Genomic DNA, 17,845 nt, shown 5'->3' on the forward strand with positions numbered 1-17,845 from the left:
ACCCCCTCCCTCGCCGGACGGATGTTCCTATGATGTGCCTCCTTTCGCGACTTCCAGGTGGGGGCACCGATGCACAGCACCGAGGGCGGCAGAACCGGCGACAGCAGAACGGGCGGCTCCAGCGGGACCGGCGGCTCCAGCGGGACCGGCGACGGCTCCAGGGGCCGCGGACGTCCGGGGGACCGGATCCGGCGGGCGCTGGTCGCCCTCCTGGTGGCGGGCGCCGCCGTCGCCTGCGGGCCGGCCGCGAGCGAGGGGCCCGCGGTGCCCGCGCCGCCGTCCCTCACGTCGGCGGCCCCGACGACGGCCTCCCCGACACCGACTCCGTCCCCGACACCGCCGCCCTCGCCGACTCCCACGCAGGTCCCGGCCCCGCCGGTCACCGCCCCCGCCGTCGACCAGAAGGCGCCCGCCGCCCCCACGACCCGGGCGGCGACCAAGCCCACCCCGCAACCCGCGACGAAGGCCCCGGCGCCGCCGTCCGAGCCCGTGGCCGCGGACTGCGAGATCGTCTCCAACGCGGGGAACTGCTACAACGCGGGCCAGTTCTGCCGCAAGGCCGACATCGGCCGCTCCACGCACGCCGGGAACGGCCGGATCATCCACTGCCGCCAGGACGGCGGCCAGGCGCGCTGGGGCTACTAGCGGGCGGGGCCGGGCCGTCGCGGGATGCCGGAGAAGACGGCCCGGCCTAGTCGACCAGGTCGCGCACGACGGCGTCGGCCAGGAGGCGGCCGCGCAGGGTGAGCACGGCGCGGCCCGCTTCGTACGGGTCGGGGTGCAGCAGGCCGTCCGCCAGTGCGCGGCGCGAGGCCGCCAGCCCGGCCGGAGCCAGCAAGGACAGCGGTACGCCGTCCACGAGCCGCAGCTCCAGCAGGATCCGCTCCACGCGCCGGTCCTCCTCGGAGAGGAGTTCGCGGCCGGCGCCCGGGGAACGCCCCTGCGCCAGTGCGGCGGCGTACGCGCCCGGGTGCTTCACGTTCCACCAGCGCACGCCCCCGACGTGCGAGTGCGCACCCGGCCCGGCGCCCCACCAGTCGGCGCCGCGCCAGTACAACTCGTTGTGCAGACAGCGGCCGGCCTCCGAAGTGGCCCAGTTCGACACCTCGTACCAGGAGTACCCGGCCTGCGCCATGACCTCGTCCGCGATCAGGTAGCGGTCGGCGTGGACGTCGTCGTCCGTCATCGGGACCTCGCCCCGGCGGATCCGCCGGGCGAGCTGCGTGCCCTCCTCGACGATCAGCGCGTAGGCGCTGATGTGATCCGGTCCGGCTCCCAGGGCGGCCGCGAGCGACGCGCGCCAGTCCTCGTCGGACTCGCCGGGCGTGCCGTAGATCAGGTCCAGGTTCACGTGCTCGAAGCCGGCCGCGCGCGCCTCCGCGACGCAGGCCTCGGGGCGTCCGGGCGTGTGCGTGCGGTCGAGCACCTTCAGGACGTGCTGCTTCGCGCTCTGCATGCCGAAGGAGAGCCGGTTGAAGCCGCCGGCGCGCAGTTCGGCCAGGTACTGCGGATCGACCGACTCCGGATTGGCCTCGGTCGTGATCTCGGCGTCCTCGGCCAGGCCGAATTCGTCGCGGATCGCGGCGAGCATCCGTACGAGGTCCCGGGCGGGCAGCAGCGTGGGGGTGCCGCCGCCGACGAAGACGGTCCGGACGGCCCTGGGGTCGTCGCCGAGCACCTTGCGGGCGAGGCGGACCTCGTCGATCAGGGTGTCGGCGTAGTTCTCCCGGGAGGCGAGCACGCCGCCGGTCCCCCGCAGCTCGGTGGCCGTGTAGGTGTTGAAGTCGCAGTACCCGCAGCGGGTGGCGCAGTACGGGACGTGCAGGTAGAAGCCGAGCGGCCGCTCCCCCGCACCCGCCAGGGCGTGCGCCGGCAGCGAGCCGTCTTCGGGCATGGGTTCACCATCGGGCAGTGCGGAAGGCATACCCCATTGTCCCGCACCCGCCCCCACCCCCGCCCCACCCACCCGAAGCGGGCCCCCGAGCGCCGGCCCGGCGGGGGTGCGGGGCGGAGGTGCCCCGCACCGGGCGTGGCTCGCCGCGAGGCGTCAGGCTTCGCGGGACCCCTCGTACATCTCGTCGATCAGGTACTTGAACTCCCGCTCGACCACCGGCCGCTTCAGCTTGAGGCTCGGGGTGAGGTCCCCGTGCTCCACGTCCAGGTCGCGCGGCAGCAGCCGGAACTGCTTCACCGTCTGCCAGCGCTGGAGCCCCTCGTTCAAGGTCTGGACGTACGTCTCGATGAGCCGGTTCGTCTCCGGCGCGGCCACGACCTCCGCGTACGTCTTGCCCTCCAGCCCGTTATCGGCGGCCCAGCCCAGGATCGACGGCCCGTCGAGCGCGATCAGCGCCGAGCAGAAGTTCCGGTCCGCGCCGTGCACGACGATGCTGGAGACGTACGGGCAGATCGCCTTGAACTGGCCCTCGACCTCGGCCGGGGCGACGTACTTGCCGCCGGAGGTCTTGATCAGGTCCTTCTTGCGGTCGGTGATCCGCAGGTAGCCGTCGGCGGAGAGTTCGCCGATGTCACCGGTGTGCAGCCAGCCGTCGGCCTCCAGCACCTCGGCGGTCTTGTCCGGCAGCCCGTGGTAGCCCTGCATGATGCCGGGGCCGCGCAGCATGATCTCGCCGTCGTCGGCGATCCGGACCTCGGTGCCGGGGAGCGGCTTGCCGACCGTGCCGGTGCGGTAGGCCTCGCCCGGGTTCACGAAGGAGGCGGCGCTGGACTCCGTGAGGCCGTAGCCCTCCAGGATGTGGATGCCCGCACCGGCGAAGAAGTAGCCGATGTCCGGGGCCAGGGCGGCGGAGCCCGAGACGGCGGCCCGCAGGTTGCCGCCGAAGGCGTCGCGGAGCTTGGAGTAGACGAGCACGTCGGCGACCTTGTGCTTGGTGGAGAGTCCGAAGGGGACCGCCGCCCGCCCGGTGCGCCGGAAGTTGTCCTGGCTGACCTTGGCGTACTCGCGGGAGACACCGGCCGCCCACTGGAAGATCTTGTACTTGGCGCCGCCGGCGGCCCGGGCCTTGGCCGCGACCCCGTTGTAGACCTTCTCGAAGATGCGCGGAACCGCCGCCATGTACGTCGGCTGGACGACCGGCAGGTTCTCGATGATCTTGTCGATGCGGCCGTCGACGGCGGTGACGTGGCCGACCTCGATCTGGCCGGAAGTCAGCACCTTGCCGAAGACGTGCGCCAGCGGCAGCCACAGGTACTGGACGTCGTCCTTGGTGATCAGGCCGGTGGCCACGGTCGCCTTGGCCATGTAGGACCAGTTGTCGTGCGGCAGCCGCACGCCCTTGGGGCGGCCGGTGGTGCCCGAGGTGTAGATCAGGGTGGCGAGCTGGTCGGCCGTGATGGCCGCGATCCGCTCCTTGACCGCCTCCGGGTGCTTGGCGAGGTGCTCCGCACCGCGCTTCTCCAGTTCGGCGAGGGAGAGCACCCAGCCCTCCGGGTCGCCCTCGGCGGCGATCGCGTCGGCCGCGTCCAGGACCACGACGTGCTGCAGCTCGGGCAGGTCCGCGCGGTGGGCGCGGGCCTTCGCCAGCTGCTTGCCGTCCTCGGCGATCAGTACCCGGCTCGCCGAGTCCGCGAGGATGTACGCCGACTCCTCCGCGTTCGTGCTGGGGTAGATCGTGGTGGTCGCGGCGCCCGCGCACATCACGCCGAGGTCGGCGAGGATCCACTCGACCCGGGTGTTGGAGGCGAGCGCGACCCGGTCCTCCGAGCGCAGGCCGAGGTCGATCAGCCCGGCGGCGATGGCGAAGACGCGCTCCGCCGCCTGGCCCCAGCTGAGCGACTTCCAGTCGTCGGGAGCGCCCGGGCCGCCGGCCGAGGGCACCGGGAAACGGTACGCCTCCCCGTGGGGCGTGGCGGCGACGCGCTCCAGGAAGAGGGCCGCCACGGTGGGCGGACGGTTCTCGATCAAGGTCTGTGTGTCGCTCACGACATCCTCCGGACCGGTTCACGCGGCAGTGCGTGGGCGTGGGGGCGCTTGCGGGGCGCTTGGGACAGGCGGGTTTGAGACGTTGCGGGCTAGTGACTGGCGAGTAACCATCGAGCCGTGATCAGACTAGAGGCCGTCCGCCCGGCGCGTAAGAGCCCGCGAGCGGCCGGTTCATAACGAAAGAGGCCCCCGCGCTTTCGCTCGGGGGCCTGCTTCCTTCGGTGCCGCTACTTCTTCTTGCTGCTCGACTCGTCGCTGGAGAGGACGGCGATGAAGGCCTCCTGCGGGACCTCTACGGAGCCGACCATCTTCATCCGCTTCTTGCCTTCCTTCTGCTTCTCCAGCAGCTTCCGCTTACGGGAGATGTCACCGCCGTAGCACTTGGCGAGGACGTCCTTGCGGATGGCGCGGATGGTCTCGCGGGCGATGACGCGGGAGCCGACGGCCGCCTGGATCGGGATCTCGAAGGCCTGCCGCGGGATGAGCTCGCGCAGCTTGGCGACCAGGCGCACGCCGTAGGCGTAGGCGGCGTCCTTGTGGCAGACGGCGGAGAAGGCGTCGACCTTGTCGCCGTGCAGCAGGATGTCGACCTTGACCAGGCTGCCGGACTGCTCGCCGGTGGGCTCGTAGTCGAGGGATGCGTAGCCGCGCGTCTTGGACTTCAGCTGGTCGAAGAAGTCGAAGACGATCTCCGCGAGCGGGAGCGTGTAGCGGATCTCGACCCGGTCCTCGGAGAGGTAGTCCATCCCGAGGAGGGTGCCGCGGCGCTGCTGGCAAAGCTCCATGATCGCGCCGATGAACTCGGAGGGCGCGAGCAGGGTGGCCCGTACGACCGGCTCGAACACGTCCGAGATCTTGCCCTCGGGGAACTCGCTCGGGTTGGTGACCGAGACCTCCTTGCCGTCCTCCATGACGACGCGGTAGACCACGTTCGGCGCGGTGGCGATCAGGTCGAGACCGAACTCGCGCTCCAGGCGCTCGCGCACCACGTCCAGGTGGAGCAGGCCGAGGAAGCCGACGCGGAAGCCGAAGCCGAGCGCCGCCGAGGTCTCCGGCTCGTAGACCAGCGCGGCGTCGTTGAGCTGGAGCTTGTCCAGGGCCTCGCGCAGGTCGGGGTAGTCCGAGCCGTCAAGCGGGTACAGGCCCGAGAAGACCATCGGACGCGGGTCCTTGTAGCCGCCGAGGGCCTCGGTCGCACCGTTGTGCAGGCTGGTGATGGTGTCACCGACCTTGGACTGACGGACGTCCTTCACGCCGGTGATGATGTAGCCCACCTCGCCGACGCCGATGCCGTCGGCCGGGGTCATCTCCGGGGAGGAGACGCCGATCTCCAGCAGCTCGTGGGTGGCGCCGGTGGACATCATCCGGATGCGCTCGCGCTTGTTCAGCTGTCCGTCGACCACACGCACGTACGTCACGACGCCGCGGTACGAGTCGTAGACGGAGTCGAAGATCATCGCGCGGGCCGGGGCGTCCTTGGGGCCGACCGGGGCCGGGACGGTGGCGACGATCTTGTCGAGCAGCACGTCCACGCCGAGACCGGTCTTCGCGGAGACGCGCAGGACGTCCTCGGGCTGGCAGCCGACCAGGTTCGCGAGCTCCTCGGCGAACTTCTCCGGCTGGGCGGCCGGCAGGTCGATCTTGTTCAGGACCGGGACGATCGCGAGGTCCTTCTCCATCGCCAGGTACAGGTTGGCGAGGGTCTGCGCCTCGATGCCCTGGGCGGCGTCCACCAGGAGGACCGTGCCCTCGCACGCGGCGAGGGAGCGGGACACCTCGTACGTGAAGTCGACGTGCCCGGGGGTGTCGATCATGTTGAGGATGTGGGTGTTGCCCTGACCCTCGCCCGTGGTGGGGGCCCAGGGCAGTCGGACCGCCTGGGACTTGATGGTGATGCCGCGCTCACGCTCGATGTCCATGCGGTCGAGGTACTGGGCGCGCATCTGCCGCTGGTCGACCACACCCGTGATCTGGAGCATCCGGTCGGCAAGGGTCGACTTGCCGTGGTCGATGTGCGCGATGATGCAGAAGTTGCGGATCAGCGCCGGGTCGGTACGGCTCGGCTCGGGCACGTGGCTGGGGGTCGCGGGCACGCAGTGTCCTGATTCTCGGGTCGCAGTCAAAGACATGGGGCGGGACGTCGGTCTGGGGACAACTCCGGTCCCGTCGCTCTCGTCGGCGCGACGGCGGATCTGTACGCAGGCTCCCATGGTCCCATGGACGGGGGAGTGCGCTCGGTTTGGGCCGCCCCGAGCGTGCCTGGTAGCGTGGGCAGCTGTGTCTCGTATGCCCTCTCGGCTGTCGGGATACAATCCGAAGATCAAACTCTGAACCTGAAAAGGCTCTTTCGTGGCGAACATCAAGTCCCAGATCAAGCGGAACAAGACGAACGAGAAGGCGCGCCTGCGCAACAAGGCCGTCAAGTCCTCGCTCAAGACCGCGATCCGCAAGGCCCGCGAGGCCGTCGTCGCCGGTGACGTCGAGAAGGCCACCGTGGCTTCTCGTGCCGCCGCGCGTGCGCTCGACAAGGCTGTCTCGAAGGGTGTCATCCACAAGAACGCCGCCGCCAACAAGAAGTCGGCGCTGGCGGTCAAGGTTGCCTCCCTGCAGGGCTGAGCTCTCGATGTGAATCGCCGGTGAGGACCCAGCGGGCCCTCTCTCCCGCTCCTGACCGGCACCCCGCTCCGCACACGAAGCGTTCGCCACGCGGGTGCGGCGCACACCAGCAGTACGAGCTGCGCAAGCAGTGCGAGCAGTGACCGAAGGCCCCGGCCGCCACCCTTCCCCAGGGAGGCGGCCGGGGCCTTCGCGTTGCGGTCGTACTCTGCCGCTACGGCTACGGCTGCGCGGGCGTCGTCAGCCCCGCTGGGGGCGGGCCGCGCGGGCCACCGCCACGACCGCCTTCTCCAGCGCGTACTCGGGGTCGTCACCGCCGCCCTTGACCCCCGCGTCGGCGGCGGCCACCGCGCGCAGGGCGTCCGAGACGCCGTCCGCGGACCAGCCCCGCATCTGCTGGCGGACACGGTCGATCTTCCACGGCGGCATCCCCAGGTCCCGCGCGAGATCGCCCGGGCGGGCCCCGCGCGGAGCGGAGGCCAGCTTGCCGATGGCACGCACCGCCTGGGCCAGGGCGCTGGTGATCAGGACCGGCGCCACCCCGGTGGACAGGGACCAGCGCAGGGCTTCGAGGGCCTCCGCCGCGCGTCCCTCGACCGCCCGGTCGGCGACGGTGAAGCTGGAAGCCTCGGCCCGGCCGGTGTAGTAGCGGCCGACCACGGCCTCGTCGATGGTGCCCTCGACGTCCGCGCAGAGCTGGGCCGCCGCGCTCGCCAGCTCCCGCAGATCGCTGCCGATCGCGTCCACCAGCGTCTGGCACGCCTCGGGAGTCGCCGACCGGCCCAGTGTGCGGAACTCGCCGCGCACGAACGACAGCCGGTCCGCCGCCTTCGTCATCTTCGGGCAGGCGACCTCGCGCGCGCCCGCCTTGCGCGCCGCGTCCAACAGGCCCTTGCCCTTGACACCGCCCGCGTGGAGGAGGACGAGGATGATCTCCTCGTACGGCGCGCCGAGGTACGCCTTGACCTCTTTGACGGTGTCCGCGGAGAGGTCCTGCGCGTTGCGCATGACCAGCACCTTGCGTTCGGAGAACAGCGAGGGGCTCGTCAGCTCGGCCAGCGTGCCGGGCTGGAGCTGCTCGGGGGCGAGGTCGCGCACGTCCGTGTCGGCGTCCACGGCGCGCGCGGCCACGACCACCTCCCGTACGGCACGGTCGAGCAGCAGGTCCTCCTGCCCCACCGCGAGGGTGAGCGGGGCAAGCGGATCGTCGGTGGAGTTCTTCCTGGTGGCCATCGGATCCAGCATCCCACGCCGCACTGACAGTCCATCGCGCCCCGTAGCCGAGAATGGACCGGTGAACGCGCGCCATGTACTCGTCCTGCCCGACCGCGACGCCGCCGAGGAGGTGGCGCGGGAGGCCGTCGACCGCTTCGGCCTCCCGGAGGAACCCAGACTGGTCCGCGACGCCCTGGCGGGTGAGGACGACGCCGAGGACGCCCAGTGGCTGGTGGTCGTCGAGGACCCGCGGGAGCGGCTCGACCCCGCCGCGCTGGACGGGCTCGCCGCCGGGTACGAGGGCTGGCTCGAAGCCCCGTAGGGCTCCGTCCGGACCCCGGCGCCGGTCTGGGGACCGGCGCCGGCGCCTCAGGCCTTGTGCACGATCTGTACGTCCAGCTCCACTTCCACGCTCGAACCGATCGCCGCGATCCCGTGCGCCAGGACCGACTGCCAGTTGAGGGCGAAGTCCTCGCGGTGGAGTTCGGTCGTGGCCCGGCAGGCGGCCCTTGGTTCGCCCTCCAGCCCCGTACCGAGGCCCAGGTACCGGGTGTCCAGGGTGACCGAGCGGCTGACCCCGTGCAGCGTGAGGGCGCCCGCGACGGCCCAGCGGCTGCCGCCGCGGTGGATGAAGCGGTCGCTGTAGAACTCCACCGTCGGGTGCCTGGCCGCGTCCAGGAAGTCCGCGGACCGCAGGTGGTCGTCCCGCAGCCGCACTCCGGTGTCGATGCTCGCCGCGTCGATGATCACACGCATGGAGGAGTCCTCCATGCGCTCGGCTATCCGCACCGCCCCCGCGAACGTGTTGAACCGGCCGCCGATCCGGGCGAAACCGATGTGGAGGGCCGTGAAGGCGACGGTCGAGTGCGCCGGGTCGAGTTCCCAGTGGCCGGGCTGCGGCAGCAGCGGCGGCTCCACCGCGTCCAGGACGATCTCTGCGGTACCGGGCCGGGCCGGCTCCCCGACGAGCGTCGCCCCGTGGAAGGGCGCGTACCCCTCGGCCGTCACGGACAGGCGGTACTCCCCCTCCGGGAGGGCCGCCGTGAAGCCGCCGTACGGATCGGTCTCCCCACTGACGATCCGGCGCCCGATCGGATCGGTCACCTCGAACCTGGCCTGCCGGACCGGCTGCTGCACCGTGTCGAGGACCCGGCAGCTGAGCAACCGCGCCGTCGGCGGCAGCGTCAGTGTGGCGGACGTGTTCGGGCTGGAACCTCCCGCCGTCTCCATCCCCCGTCGGCGACCGAACATGGCTGATGCACCCCCGTGCTCTGTGGACTTGGACCGCGTCGGCGAAGACGCATTCGATCATGTGGTCGGATCGCGGGCAACCAGGAGGGACACGCCCTCCGTACCCGCGCCGGTTTCGCCGCCGGTCGACGGTAAATGCTCGCATCTCCGGGCCCGTTCCCGTGACAGCGACCGCCCCGTCGGTGTCGGTGCGCAGCACCGTCGCACCCAGCGCCCGCAGCAGCGCGAGCGTGCCCGGCGCGGGGTGGCCGTACCCGTTGCCCGCTCCCACCGGCACGATGGCCAGCCTTGGCCGGACCTTGGCGTGCAGCGCGGGGTCCTGGTGGGCGGACCCGTGGTGGGCGACCTTGAGGACGTCGACCGGACCCAGCTCAGGACGGCTCCTCAAGAGGGCCTGCTGCGCGGGTGGTTCGAGGTCACCGAGCATCAGCAGGGTCAGTCCCGCGGAGCGCACGAGCAGGGTGACGCTCGCGTCGTTGGGTCCCCCGGGCGCCGGCCCGGCCGCCTGCGGCCACAGCACCCGCCACTCCAGCGGCCCGGCCCGGCGACGCTCCCCCGCCAGCGCCCGTACGACGGGCACGCCCGCGGCCGCGGCGGTCCTGCGGACGAACTCCGCCCGCCCGGGGGGCTCTTCCCACACGGTGGTCTGAATCACACCCACCGACCGGCCCCGCAACACCCCGGCAAGCCCGCCCACGTGGTCGGCGTGAAAGTGCGTCAGCAGCAGCAGGGGGACCCGGCGCACCCCCAGCGCCCGCAGGCACGCGTCCACCGGGCCGGGATCCGGGCCGGTGTCCACGACCAGCGCCTCCCCGGGACCGACGGCGAGTACGGCGGCGTCCCCCTGGCCCACCGCGCACTGCACGTAGCTCCAGTCGGGTGGCGGCCAGCCCGTGAGGGTACGGGTCAGCTGCGGCGGCCGCAGCACCGCCAGGAGCAGCAGCACGGCCAGGGCGGGGCACACCCACGGCCGCACCCGAGGCCGCCGCCCGTACCGCGCCCCGAGCCCTACGAGGGCCGCGGTCGCGGCGGCGAGCAGCAGGCCGCCGGTGAGCCCGCCGGGCCAGGCCAGCTCCGCACCCGGCAGCCTCGCCCCGGTCCGGGCCACGGCGGCGATCCACCCGGCCGGCACCCCAGCGCACCGGGCGAGCAGCTCCGCGGCGGGCATCCACAGCGGGGCCGCCGCGAGCGCGGCGAAACCGAGCACGGTCGCCGGACCCGCCGCGAGCTCGGCCAGCAGGTTGCACGGCACCGCCACGAGGCTGACCCGGGCGGACAGCACCGCGACGACGGGTGCGCACACCGCCTGGGCGGCGGCGGCGGCCCCGAGCGCCTCGGCGAACCGGGGCGGCACGCCCCGCCGCCGCAGGGCCCCGCTCGCCCGGGGAGCCAGGGTCAGCAGCGCCCCGGTGGCGAGGACGGACAGCAGGAAGCCGTAGCTGCGGGCCAGCCACGGGTCCCAGAGCACGAGCAGCAGCACGGCGGCGCCCAGGGCCGGGATCAGGGACCGCCGCCGCCCGGTGGCGATGGCCAGCAGGGTGAGCGCCCCGCAGGCCGCGGCCCGCAGCACGCTCGGCTCCGGTCGGCACACGACCACGAAGGCCAGCGTCAGGGCGGCGCCGCACAGGGCCGTCGTCCGCAAGGAGAGCCCGAGGCGCGGCGCGAGCCCCCGCCGCTCGGCCCGCTGAGCACGGGACGGGGGCCCGATGAGCAGGAACAGCACCACGGTCAGGTTGGACCCGGACACCGCCAGCAGGTGCAGCAGGTCGGTGGCGCGGAAGGCCTCGTGCAGATCGGGCGGCACCCGGGAGGTGTCACCGACGACCAGCCCGGGCAACAGGGCCCGGGCGTCCGGGGCCAGTCCCCCGGTGGCTTCTCGCAGCCCGGCCCGCAACCGCCCCGCGAGCCGCTGCGCGGTATCGGGGCCGGCACTCACCCGGGGCGGGGCGTCCCCGGCCGGCCGCAGCAGTGCGACGGCGCGTTCCCCGTCCCGCCCCGGAGCCAGTCGGGCCACGGCCTCCACCCGGGTGGAGGGCAGCAGCCGGGCCCATCCCGGGTGCCCGGCGAGCACCCGCACCGGGGTCTCGACCCGGGTGCGGGCCCCGTCGGGCCCGGTGACCTCCCGCACGACCGCGTCCAGCACCACCACGGGCGGGCCGCTTCCGCTCCTGGTGACGCGCGGGTCGGAGGCGACGGTGAAGACGGTGAGGACACGGGCGTGCTCCCGGGCCAGCCCGGTGACCGGTCCGGCCCGCGCCTCGGCCCGCTGGAGCCCCGCCACCCCCGCACCGGCCGCCGCGCACAACAGGGCGGCGGCCACGGCCGTCCCGGCCCGCCACCGGCTGCCGGGACGTCGGTACCCCGCCAGCAGGAGCAGCCCCGCGCCGGCCGCCCCCAGACCCGCCCCGGTCGCGGCCCATCCGGCGGGCGCGTCGAGCGCGAGCGCCGCGGCGCCCCATGCGGCCAGGGCCGGGCCCGCGATCCGCAGGTCCACCGGGCCGGGGCGCTCGGGCCCGTTCACGGCCGCACCAGCGTGCGCAGGTCGGCGAAGCGCCGCTCACCGATGCCGTTGACCTGGCGGAGCTCCTCCACGGAACGGAAGCCTCCGCGCGCGGTGCGGAAATCCACGATGTGCTGGGCGAGCACCGGCCCGACCCCCGGCAGACCGTCGAGCTGCTCGACGGTCGCCGAGCCGAGGCTGAGCGGGCCGGGCGCCGGACCGGTCCCGCCGGGCTGCGGCTGCGCCGGAGTTCCCACGAGCACCTGTTCCCCGTCCACGAGCACGCGGGCCCGGTTGAGACCGGTGGTGTCCGTGCCAGGCCGCACTCCCCCGGCGGCCGCGAGCGCGTCCTCCACGCGCGAACCGGCGGGCAGCCTGCGCACCCCGGGGTCGCGGACCTTGCCGCTGACGTCCACGACGATCCGTCCCCCGCCCTCGGCGGGCACCGCCGCGCCGGCCACGGCCGCCGCCGGGAGCGGATCCGTCCACGCCTGCCCGGGGCCCCGACCCGGACCCGGCGCGGAGGCCGGTCCCGTGCCCGGTGCCGGTGCCGGTGCGACGACCGCCGCAGGCGTGACCACGGCGGGCCGCGCCGACCAGTACTGCTGCGCGGCGAAGCCGACCGCACCGACCAGCACCACCGCCACGGCGGCCACCGTGCGCGGCTCCATCCCGCAGCGGGCCTGGAGCCACACGGGCAGCCGCTCCCGAACGGCCAGCCTCCGCGCGGCTCCCGCCGACAGGCCCGCGCCGTCTCCGGGTGCCTGCCCCACCGACTCAGGGAGCGGCTCCACGGTCCCGGAGGGCACGTCGGAGCCCGGTACCCGCTCGGTCGGAGGTGGAGGCGGAGGTGGAGGTGGAGGCGGCACAGGCGCGGTCGCGGGCCCGGCCGCACCGCCCAGGAGCGCTTCGGCCCGCCGCCGCTCCGCGCCCGCAACCGGATCGGGGGCCCGGCGGCCTCGGCGGCGCCGGAACCGACCGCCGGAGAAGCGGCCGTCGGAGAAGCGGCTGTCGGGGAAGCGGCCGTCGGAGAGACGGCTGTCGGAGAGACGGGCACGTCCGGGTCCGCTGGTGGCCCCGGAGCGATACGGAGTACGCGATCGAAGAGTCATGCCACGACGGTAGGGACGCCTCGCGAAGCCCGCTCGGAACCTTCAATTCCGGTGGATGACGCGCCCGTTGTGGATAACCGGACCACTCGTTCCGGTGATCAGCGCGGCGAGACGACCGCCGCGAGCAGCCCCGGCCCGGTGTGCGCGCCGATCACCGCGCCGACCTCGCTCACGTGCAGCTCGACCAGGCCGGGGATGCGCTCGCGGAGCCGCTGGGCGAGCTTCTCGGCCCGCTCGGGGGCCGCCAGATGGTGCACGGCCACGTCGACGTCGGCCGAGCCCGCCCGCTCCACGGCGAGCTCCTCCAGGCGGGCGATGGCCTTGGAGGCCGTCCGCACCTTCTCCAGCATCTCGATCCGCCCGTCGTTCAGCATGAGCAGCGGCTTCACCGCCAGGGCCGAGCCCAAGAGGGCCTGCGCGGCCCCGATCCGACCGCCCCGCCGCAGATATTCGAGGGTGTCGACGTAGAAGTAGGCGCCCATGTCCGACGCCCGCTTCTCGGCGGCGGCCACGGACTCGTCGACGGAACCTCCGGCCTCCGCCACCTCGGCCGCGGACAGGGCGCAGAAGCCGAGGGCCATCGCGACCATGCCGGTGTCCACGACGCGCACCGGTACGGGCGCGGTCCTGGCGGCGACCACGGCGGAGTCGTAGGTCCCCGACAGCTCGGCGGACAGGTGGAGGCTGACGACCGCGCTCGCGCCGGCGTCGGCGGCGGCCCGGTAGGCCCGGGCGAAGTCCTCCGGTCCGGGCTTCGACGTGGTGACCGACCGGCGTTTCTGCAGGGTCTGGGCGAGTCTGCGCGCCGAGATCTCGGTGCCGTCCTCCAGTGCCTCGCCGCCCAGGACCACGGTGAGCGGAACGGAGGTGATCCCGTGCCTCGCCATGGCCGGTCGGGGCAGGTAGGCCGTGGAATCGGTGACGATGGCGACATGGCGGGACATGAGCCGGAGGGTACCGCCCGTGGAGGCACTGCGGCAGCCTGGGCCCCGGGTCGGCTGCACGGGGCGGACCTCGTCCCCCCGCCCGGCCCCGGATCGTACGTGCTCGAAACCCCTACGCGACCCCGGGCCGCGCCCCGTCGCGGCCCCCGCCCCGCCTCAGGTCGTGCTCTCCGGCCGGCGCGTCTTCTGCCACGGGTACGGCGTCGTCGGTGCGGCCTGGTCCAGGGCCGCCTGCTGCGATCCCGGGCCCCGTCCACCCGCCGCCGGTGCGCTGCCCGGCGCGTCCCCGCGAGCCGCAGCGGGCCCGGCCCCGGCCCCCGCGGCCTGCGCCGCGTCCCACGCCTCGGCAGCGGCCGCCAGGTCGTCCACGGGCTCACGGGACCAGTCGCGCAGCGCGCCCGACTCGACCTCGATCTGCGCCGACAGCGTGGAGAGGTCGTCGTTCGCGAACCGGCGGGCCCGGTCGCGCGCCGCCCACCGCAGCGACTCGGCCGCCTGCGTGATCTGCGCGACGCGCTCGCGCAGTGCGGGCAGGCTCTCCGCCGTCCGCTTGCGGTCCGGCTCCTGCTCCAGCCGCTTCAGCTCGTCGTCCAGCTCCCGCCCGTGCGCGCTGAGCCGCTCGAACAGCCCGATGGACTCCCTCAGCGAGGAGTCCGTCCGGACCCCGTGGTGCAGGGTCGCCTCGGTGGACCGCATCGACGTCCGCAGGTCCAGCCGCAGCTGCGCCAGCGCACCCGCGACCCCGACCTGTCCCAGGCTCTTGGCCTTCAACGTGGTGTCCTCGACCGTCCGGCGCGCCTGCGTGATGGTCCGGTCCACCCCGCGCTTCGCCGCCCCGACCGCCTTGACGGTGGCGTAGGCCCCCAGGCCCAGGAAGGCGAAAAGCACCATCAGCGCGAAGATGATCAACGCGGCCTCCATGAGTGTCCCTTCCCCAGTGCCGGACAGCTGTTTCCTTCTTCCCCCACCGTAAACGCCACGGGCAGGCCAGGGGTTCCCGTCGTACCCCCAACCTGCCCGTACGGGACATCCCTCATACCGGGACGCCCCACCACGCCGGCCGACGTCAGATGACGATGTTCACCAGCTTCGGAGCACGCACGATCACCTTGCGGATCTCCGCACCGCCCAGGGCCGCGACCACGCCCTCGTCGGTCACCGCCAGCTGCTCCAGCTCCGCCTCCGAAATCGTCGGCGACACCTCCAGCCGCGCCTTGACCTTGCCCTTGACCTGCACCACGCACGTCACGCTCTCGTCCACGACGTACGCCGGGTCCGCGACCGGGAAGTCCTGGTGGACCACCGACTCGCTGTGGCCCAGGCGGTGCCACAGCTCCTCCGCGATGTGCGGGGCGAGCGGCGCGACCAGCAGCACCAGCCGCTCGGCGACCGAGCGCTCCAGCGGCCGGCCCGCCTTCGTCAGGGCGTTGTTCAGCTCGGTGATCTTCGCGATGGCCGTGTTGAACCGCAGCCCCGCCAGGTCCGCGCCGGCCCCGTCGATCGCCTTGTGCAGCGCACGCAGGGTGCCCTCGGCGGGCTCGGCGTCGACGACCGTCACCGCGCCCGTCTCCTCGTCCACGATGTTGCGCCACAGGCGCTGCAGCAGCCGGTACTGACCGACCACGGCGCGCGTGTCCCACGGCCGCGAGACGTCCAGCGGACCCATCGCCATCTCGTACAGGCGCAGCGTGTCCGCGCCGTACTCCTCGCAGATCTCGTCCGGGGTGACGGCGTTCTTCAGGGACTTGCCCATCTTGCCGTGCTCGCGCTTGACCGGCTCGCCCTGGTAGAAGTAGCCGCCGTCGCGCTCCTCGACCTCGGCCGCCGGGACGTACACGCCGCGCGCGTCGGTGTACGCGTACGCCTGGATCATGCCCTGGTTGAACAGCTTGTGGAACGGCTCCGCCGAGGAGACGTGACCCAGGTCGAACAGCACCTTGGACCAGAAGCGCGCGTACAGCAGGTGCAGCACCGCGTGCTCGGCGCCGCCCACGTACAGGTCGACGCCGCCGTGCGGCGCGCCCTCGCGCGGCCCCATCCAGTACTGCTCGATCGCCGGGTCGACCAGCGCCTCGGAGTTGGTCGGGTCGAGGTAGCGCAGCTCGTACCAGCAGGAACCGGCCCAGTTCGGCATGGTGTTGGTCTCGCGCCGGTAGCGCTGGACGCCGTCGCCGCGGCCCAGGTCCAGCTCGACTTCGACCCAGTCCGCCTTGCGGGACAGCGGGGTCTCCGGCTGGGAGTCCGCGTCGTCCGGCGCGAAGGTGCGCGGCGAGTAGTCCTCGACCTCGGGCAGTTCCAGCGGCAGCATCGACTCGGGCAGCGCGTGCGCGACACCGTCCTCGTCGTAGACGATCGGGAAGGGCTCGCCCCAGTAGCGCTGCCGGCTGAACAGCCAGTCGCGCAGACGGAAGTTGACCGTTCCCTCACCGATGCCGCGCTCGGCCAGCCAGTCGGTGATCGCGGCCTTGGCCTCGACGACGCCCAGACCGTCCAGCGAGATGCCCTCACCGGAGGAGTTGACCAGCTCCGCGTCGTACGAGACGAAGGCGTCGTCCCACGTCGACGGGTCGGTGCCGCGCTCGTCCGACGGCTGGACGACGCACCGCATCGGCAGCTCGAAGGCGCGCGCGAACTCGAAGTCGCGGCCGTCGTGCGCCGGGACCGCCATGATCGCGCCGGTGCCGTAGCCCATCAGCACGTAGTCGGCGATGAAGACCGGCACCTTCTCGCCGCTGACCGGGTTGACCGCGTACTCGCCGGTGAAGACACCGGTCTTGTCCTTGGCCTCGGCCTGCCGCTCGACGTCCGACTTCGACGCCGCCTGCTTGCGGTACGCCGCGACGGCCTCGGCCGGGGTGGCGTGCCCGCCGGTCCACACGTCGCGGGTGCCCTCCGGCCAGGCGGCCGGGATGAACTTCTCGACCAGCGGGTGCTCGGGCGCCAGGACCATGTAGGTGGCGCCGAACAGGGTGTCCGGGCGGGTGGTGAAGACGGTGATGGCCTCGTCGCCCAGCGCGAAGTCGACGCGCGCGCCCTCGCTGCGGCCGATCCAGTTCCGCTGCTGCAGCTTGATGGCCTCGGGCCAGTCCAGCGCGTCCAGGTCGTCCAGCAGCCGGTCGGCGTACGCGGTGATCCGCATGTTCCACTGGCTCAGCTTGGACTTGAAGACCGGGAAGTTGCCGCGCTCGGAGCGGCCGTCCGCGGTGACCTCCTCGTTGGCCAGTACGGTGCCCAGCCCGGGGCACCAGTTGACCGGCGCGTCCGAGGCGTACGCCAGCCGGTACGCGTTCAGTACGTCGGCCCGCTCGCCCGCGGACAGCCCGGCCCAGTCACGGCCGCCGGGAACCTCACGGGAGCCGTCCTCGAAGGCGGCGACCAGCTCGGCGATCGGGCGGGCCTTCTTCGCGTCGGCGTCGTACCAGGAGTTGTAGATCTGCAGGAAGATCCACTGGGTCCACTTGTAATAGTCCGGGTCGATCGTCGCGAACGAGCGGCGCTTGTCGTGGCCCAGACCCAGCCGGCGCAGCTGGACCTTCATGTTCTCGATGTTCGCCTCGGTCGACACCCGCGGGTGCGTACCGGTCTGCACCGCGTACTGCTCGGCCGGCAGGCCGAAGGCGTCGAAGCCCAGGGTGTGCAGGACGTTGTGGCCGGTCATCCGCTGGTGGCGGGCGAAGACGTCGGTGGCGATGTACCCCAGCGGGTGGCCGACGTGCAGCCCCGCACCGGACGGGTACGGGAACATGTCCATGATGAACTTCTTCGGCCGTGCGGCCATCGCCGGGTCCCCGGCCAGGTCACCGGTCGGGTTCGGGGCCTCGTACGTCCCCTGCTCGTCCCAGACGTCCTGCCAGCGTGCCTCGATGTCGGCGGCCATGGCAGCCGTGTAGCGGTGCGCCTCGGCCGCCTCGGGGGCCGGGGTGTTCGTCTCGCTCATGATTTCTGAAGCTCCATCGATCGTCTCTGCCGGCTCTGCCTGCCCAAACGAAAAAACCCCTCGCACAGGAGGGGACGCCGCGCCGATGCCGACCGTCTGTGGGGTCGGTACTGATCAGCGCGGCTCGGTAAGCAGAAGGCGTACGGCACGCATGGCGTCAGGGTACCGCAGCGGTCCCCGCCGACGCTCGGCCGTTCCGCCCGGTGGCACCAGGTGGCGCCCGGTGGGCACGACGAGAAGCGGGGGCCCCCCACCCGGGGGGGCCCGGGGGGGAACGTGTGTGAGTAAGTGAAATGGAAAACAGAACAACAGAAAAGCAAGCAAGAGCCC

General features: G+C 72.9%; 12 protein-coding genes and 1 pseudogene. 3 read left to right on the forward strand and 10 right to left on the reverse strand.

Annotation, left to right across the window (positions count from 1 at the left end):
* The first annotated feature begins 69 nt into the window (after positions 1-69).
* Positions 70-645: a hypothetical protein gene (locus ACWFQ8_RS19715; protein ID WP_453787528.1), complete on the forward strand. Its 576-nt coding sequence runs from the start codon at positions 70-72 to the stop codon at positions 643-645.
* 46 nt (positions 646-691) lie between these two features.
* Here the strand turns inward: ACWFQ8_RS19715 and hemW are convergent, their stop codons facing one another.
* The 3 genes from hemW to lepA form a co-directional block, all read right to left on the reverse strand.
* On the reverse strand, positions 692-1,924 hold the full coding sequence (gene hemW, locus ACWFQ8_RS19720) for a radical SAM family heme chaperone HemW (RefSeq protein ID WP_453787529.1): 1,233 nt from the start codon (positions 1,922-1,924) through the stop codon (positions 692-694).
* Positions 1,925-2,047: 123 nt separating this feature from the next.
* Positions 2,048-3,940 (reverse strand): AMP-dependent synthetase/ligase, encoded by a 1,893-nt coding sequence (locus tag ACWFQ8_RS19725; RefSeq protein ID WP_453787530.1) that lies wholly within the window; start codon positions 3,938-3,940, stop codon positions 2,048-2,050.
* A gap of 227 nt (positions 3,941-4,167) precedes the next feature.
* Positions 4,168-6,033, reverse strand: coding sequence for a translation elongation factor 4 (gene lepA, locus ACWFQ8_RS19730; RefSeq protein WP_453787531.1), 1,866 nt, complete (start codon positions 6,031-6,033; stop codon positions 4,168-4,170).
* Positions 6,034-6,289: 256 nt separating this feature from the next.
* Here lepA and rpsT point away from each other — a divergent pair, with 256 nt between their 5' ends.
* Positions 6,290-6,556, forward strand: a complete 267-nt coding sequence (gene rpsT, locus ACWFQ8_RS19735) for a 30S ribosomal protein S20 (RefSeq protein WP_362808311.1) — start codon at positions 6,290-6,292, stop codon at positions 6,554-6,556.
* Between the two features lie 240 nt (positions 6,557-6,796).
* Here rpsT and holA read toward each other — a convergent pair whose 3' ends face one another.
* The gene (gene holA, locus ACWFQ8_RS19740) at positions 6,797-7,789 is read right to left on the reverse strand and encodes a DNA polymerase III subunit delta (RefSeq protein ID WP_453787532.1); all 993 of its coding nucleotides are present in this window, start codon (positions 7,787-7,789) and stop codon (positions 6,797-6,799) included.
* Between the two features lie 61 nt (positions 7,790-7,850).
* Here holA and ACWFQ8_RS19745 point away from each other — a divergent pair, with 61 nt between their 5' ends.
* Positions 7,851-8,093 carry a hypothetical protein gene (locus tag ACWFQ8_RS19745; RefSeq protein WP_453787533.1) on the forward strand — a complete coding sequence of 81 codons (243 nt, stop codon included), beginning with the start codon at positions 7,851-7,853 and terminating at the stop codon, positions 8,091-8,093.
* Positions 8,094-8,140: 47 nt separating this feature from the next.
* Here the strand turns inward: ACWFQ8_RS19745 and ACWFQ8_RS19750 are convergent, their stop codons facing one another.
* The 6 genes and pseudogenes from ACWFQ8_RS19750 to leuS all read right to left on the reverse strand — a co-directional run bounded on the left by ACWFQ8_RS19750 (position 8,141) and on the right by leuS (position 17,515).
* Positions 8,141-9,022 carry a YceI family protein gene (locus ACWFQ8_RS19750; RefSeq protein ID WP_453787534.1) on the reverse strand — a complete coding sequence of 294 codons (882 nt, stop codon included), beginning with the start codon at positions 9,020-9,022 and terminating at the stop codon, positions 8,141-8,143.
* Positions 9,023-9,158: 136 nt separating this feature from the next.
* Positions 9,159-11,543, reverse strand: a pseudogene (locus ACWFQ8_RS19755) (ComEC/Rec2 family competence protein); the annotation flags it as partial.
* Positions 11,540-12,316 (reverse strand): helix-hairpin-helix domain-containing protein, encoded by a 777-nt coding sequence (locus ACWFQ8_RS19760; RefSeq protein WP_453787535.1) that lies wholly within the window; start codon positions 12,314-12,316, stop codon positions 11,540-11,542. The pseudogene ACWFQ8_RS19755 and the gene ACWFQ8_RS19760, both read right to left, overlap by 4 nt.
* Before the next feature lie 416 nt (positions 12,317-12,732).
* Entirely contained in the window at positions 12,733-13,578 is an 846-nt protein-coding gene (locus tag ACWFQ8_RS19765; RefSeq protein WP_453787536.1) for a DegV family protein, read from the reverse strand.
* Between the two features lie 156 nt (positions 13,579-13,734).
* The gene (locus tag ACWFQ8_RS19770; protein ID WP_453787537.1) at positions 13,735-14,499 is read right to left on the reverse strand and encodes a hypothetical protein; all 765 of its coding nucleotides are present in this window, start codon (positions 14,497-14,499) and stop codon (positions 13,735-13,737) included.
* 145 nt (positions 14,500-14,644) lie between these two features.
* The gene (gene leuS, locus ACWFQ8_RS19775) at positions 14,645-17,515 is read right to left on the reverse strand and encodes a leucine--tRNA ligase (protein ID WP_453787538.1); all 2,871 of its coding nucleotides are present in this window, start codon (positions 17,513-17,515) and stop codon (positions 14,645-14,647) included.
* Positions 17,516-17,845 lie beyond the last annotated feature (330 nt).

The organism is Streptomyces sp. NPDC055254, assembly GCF_053606025.1.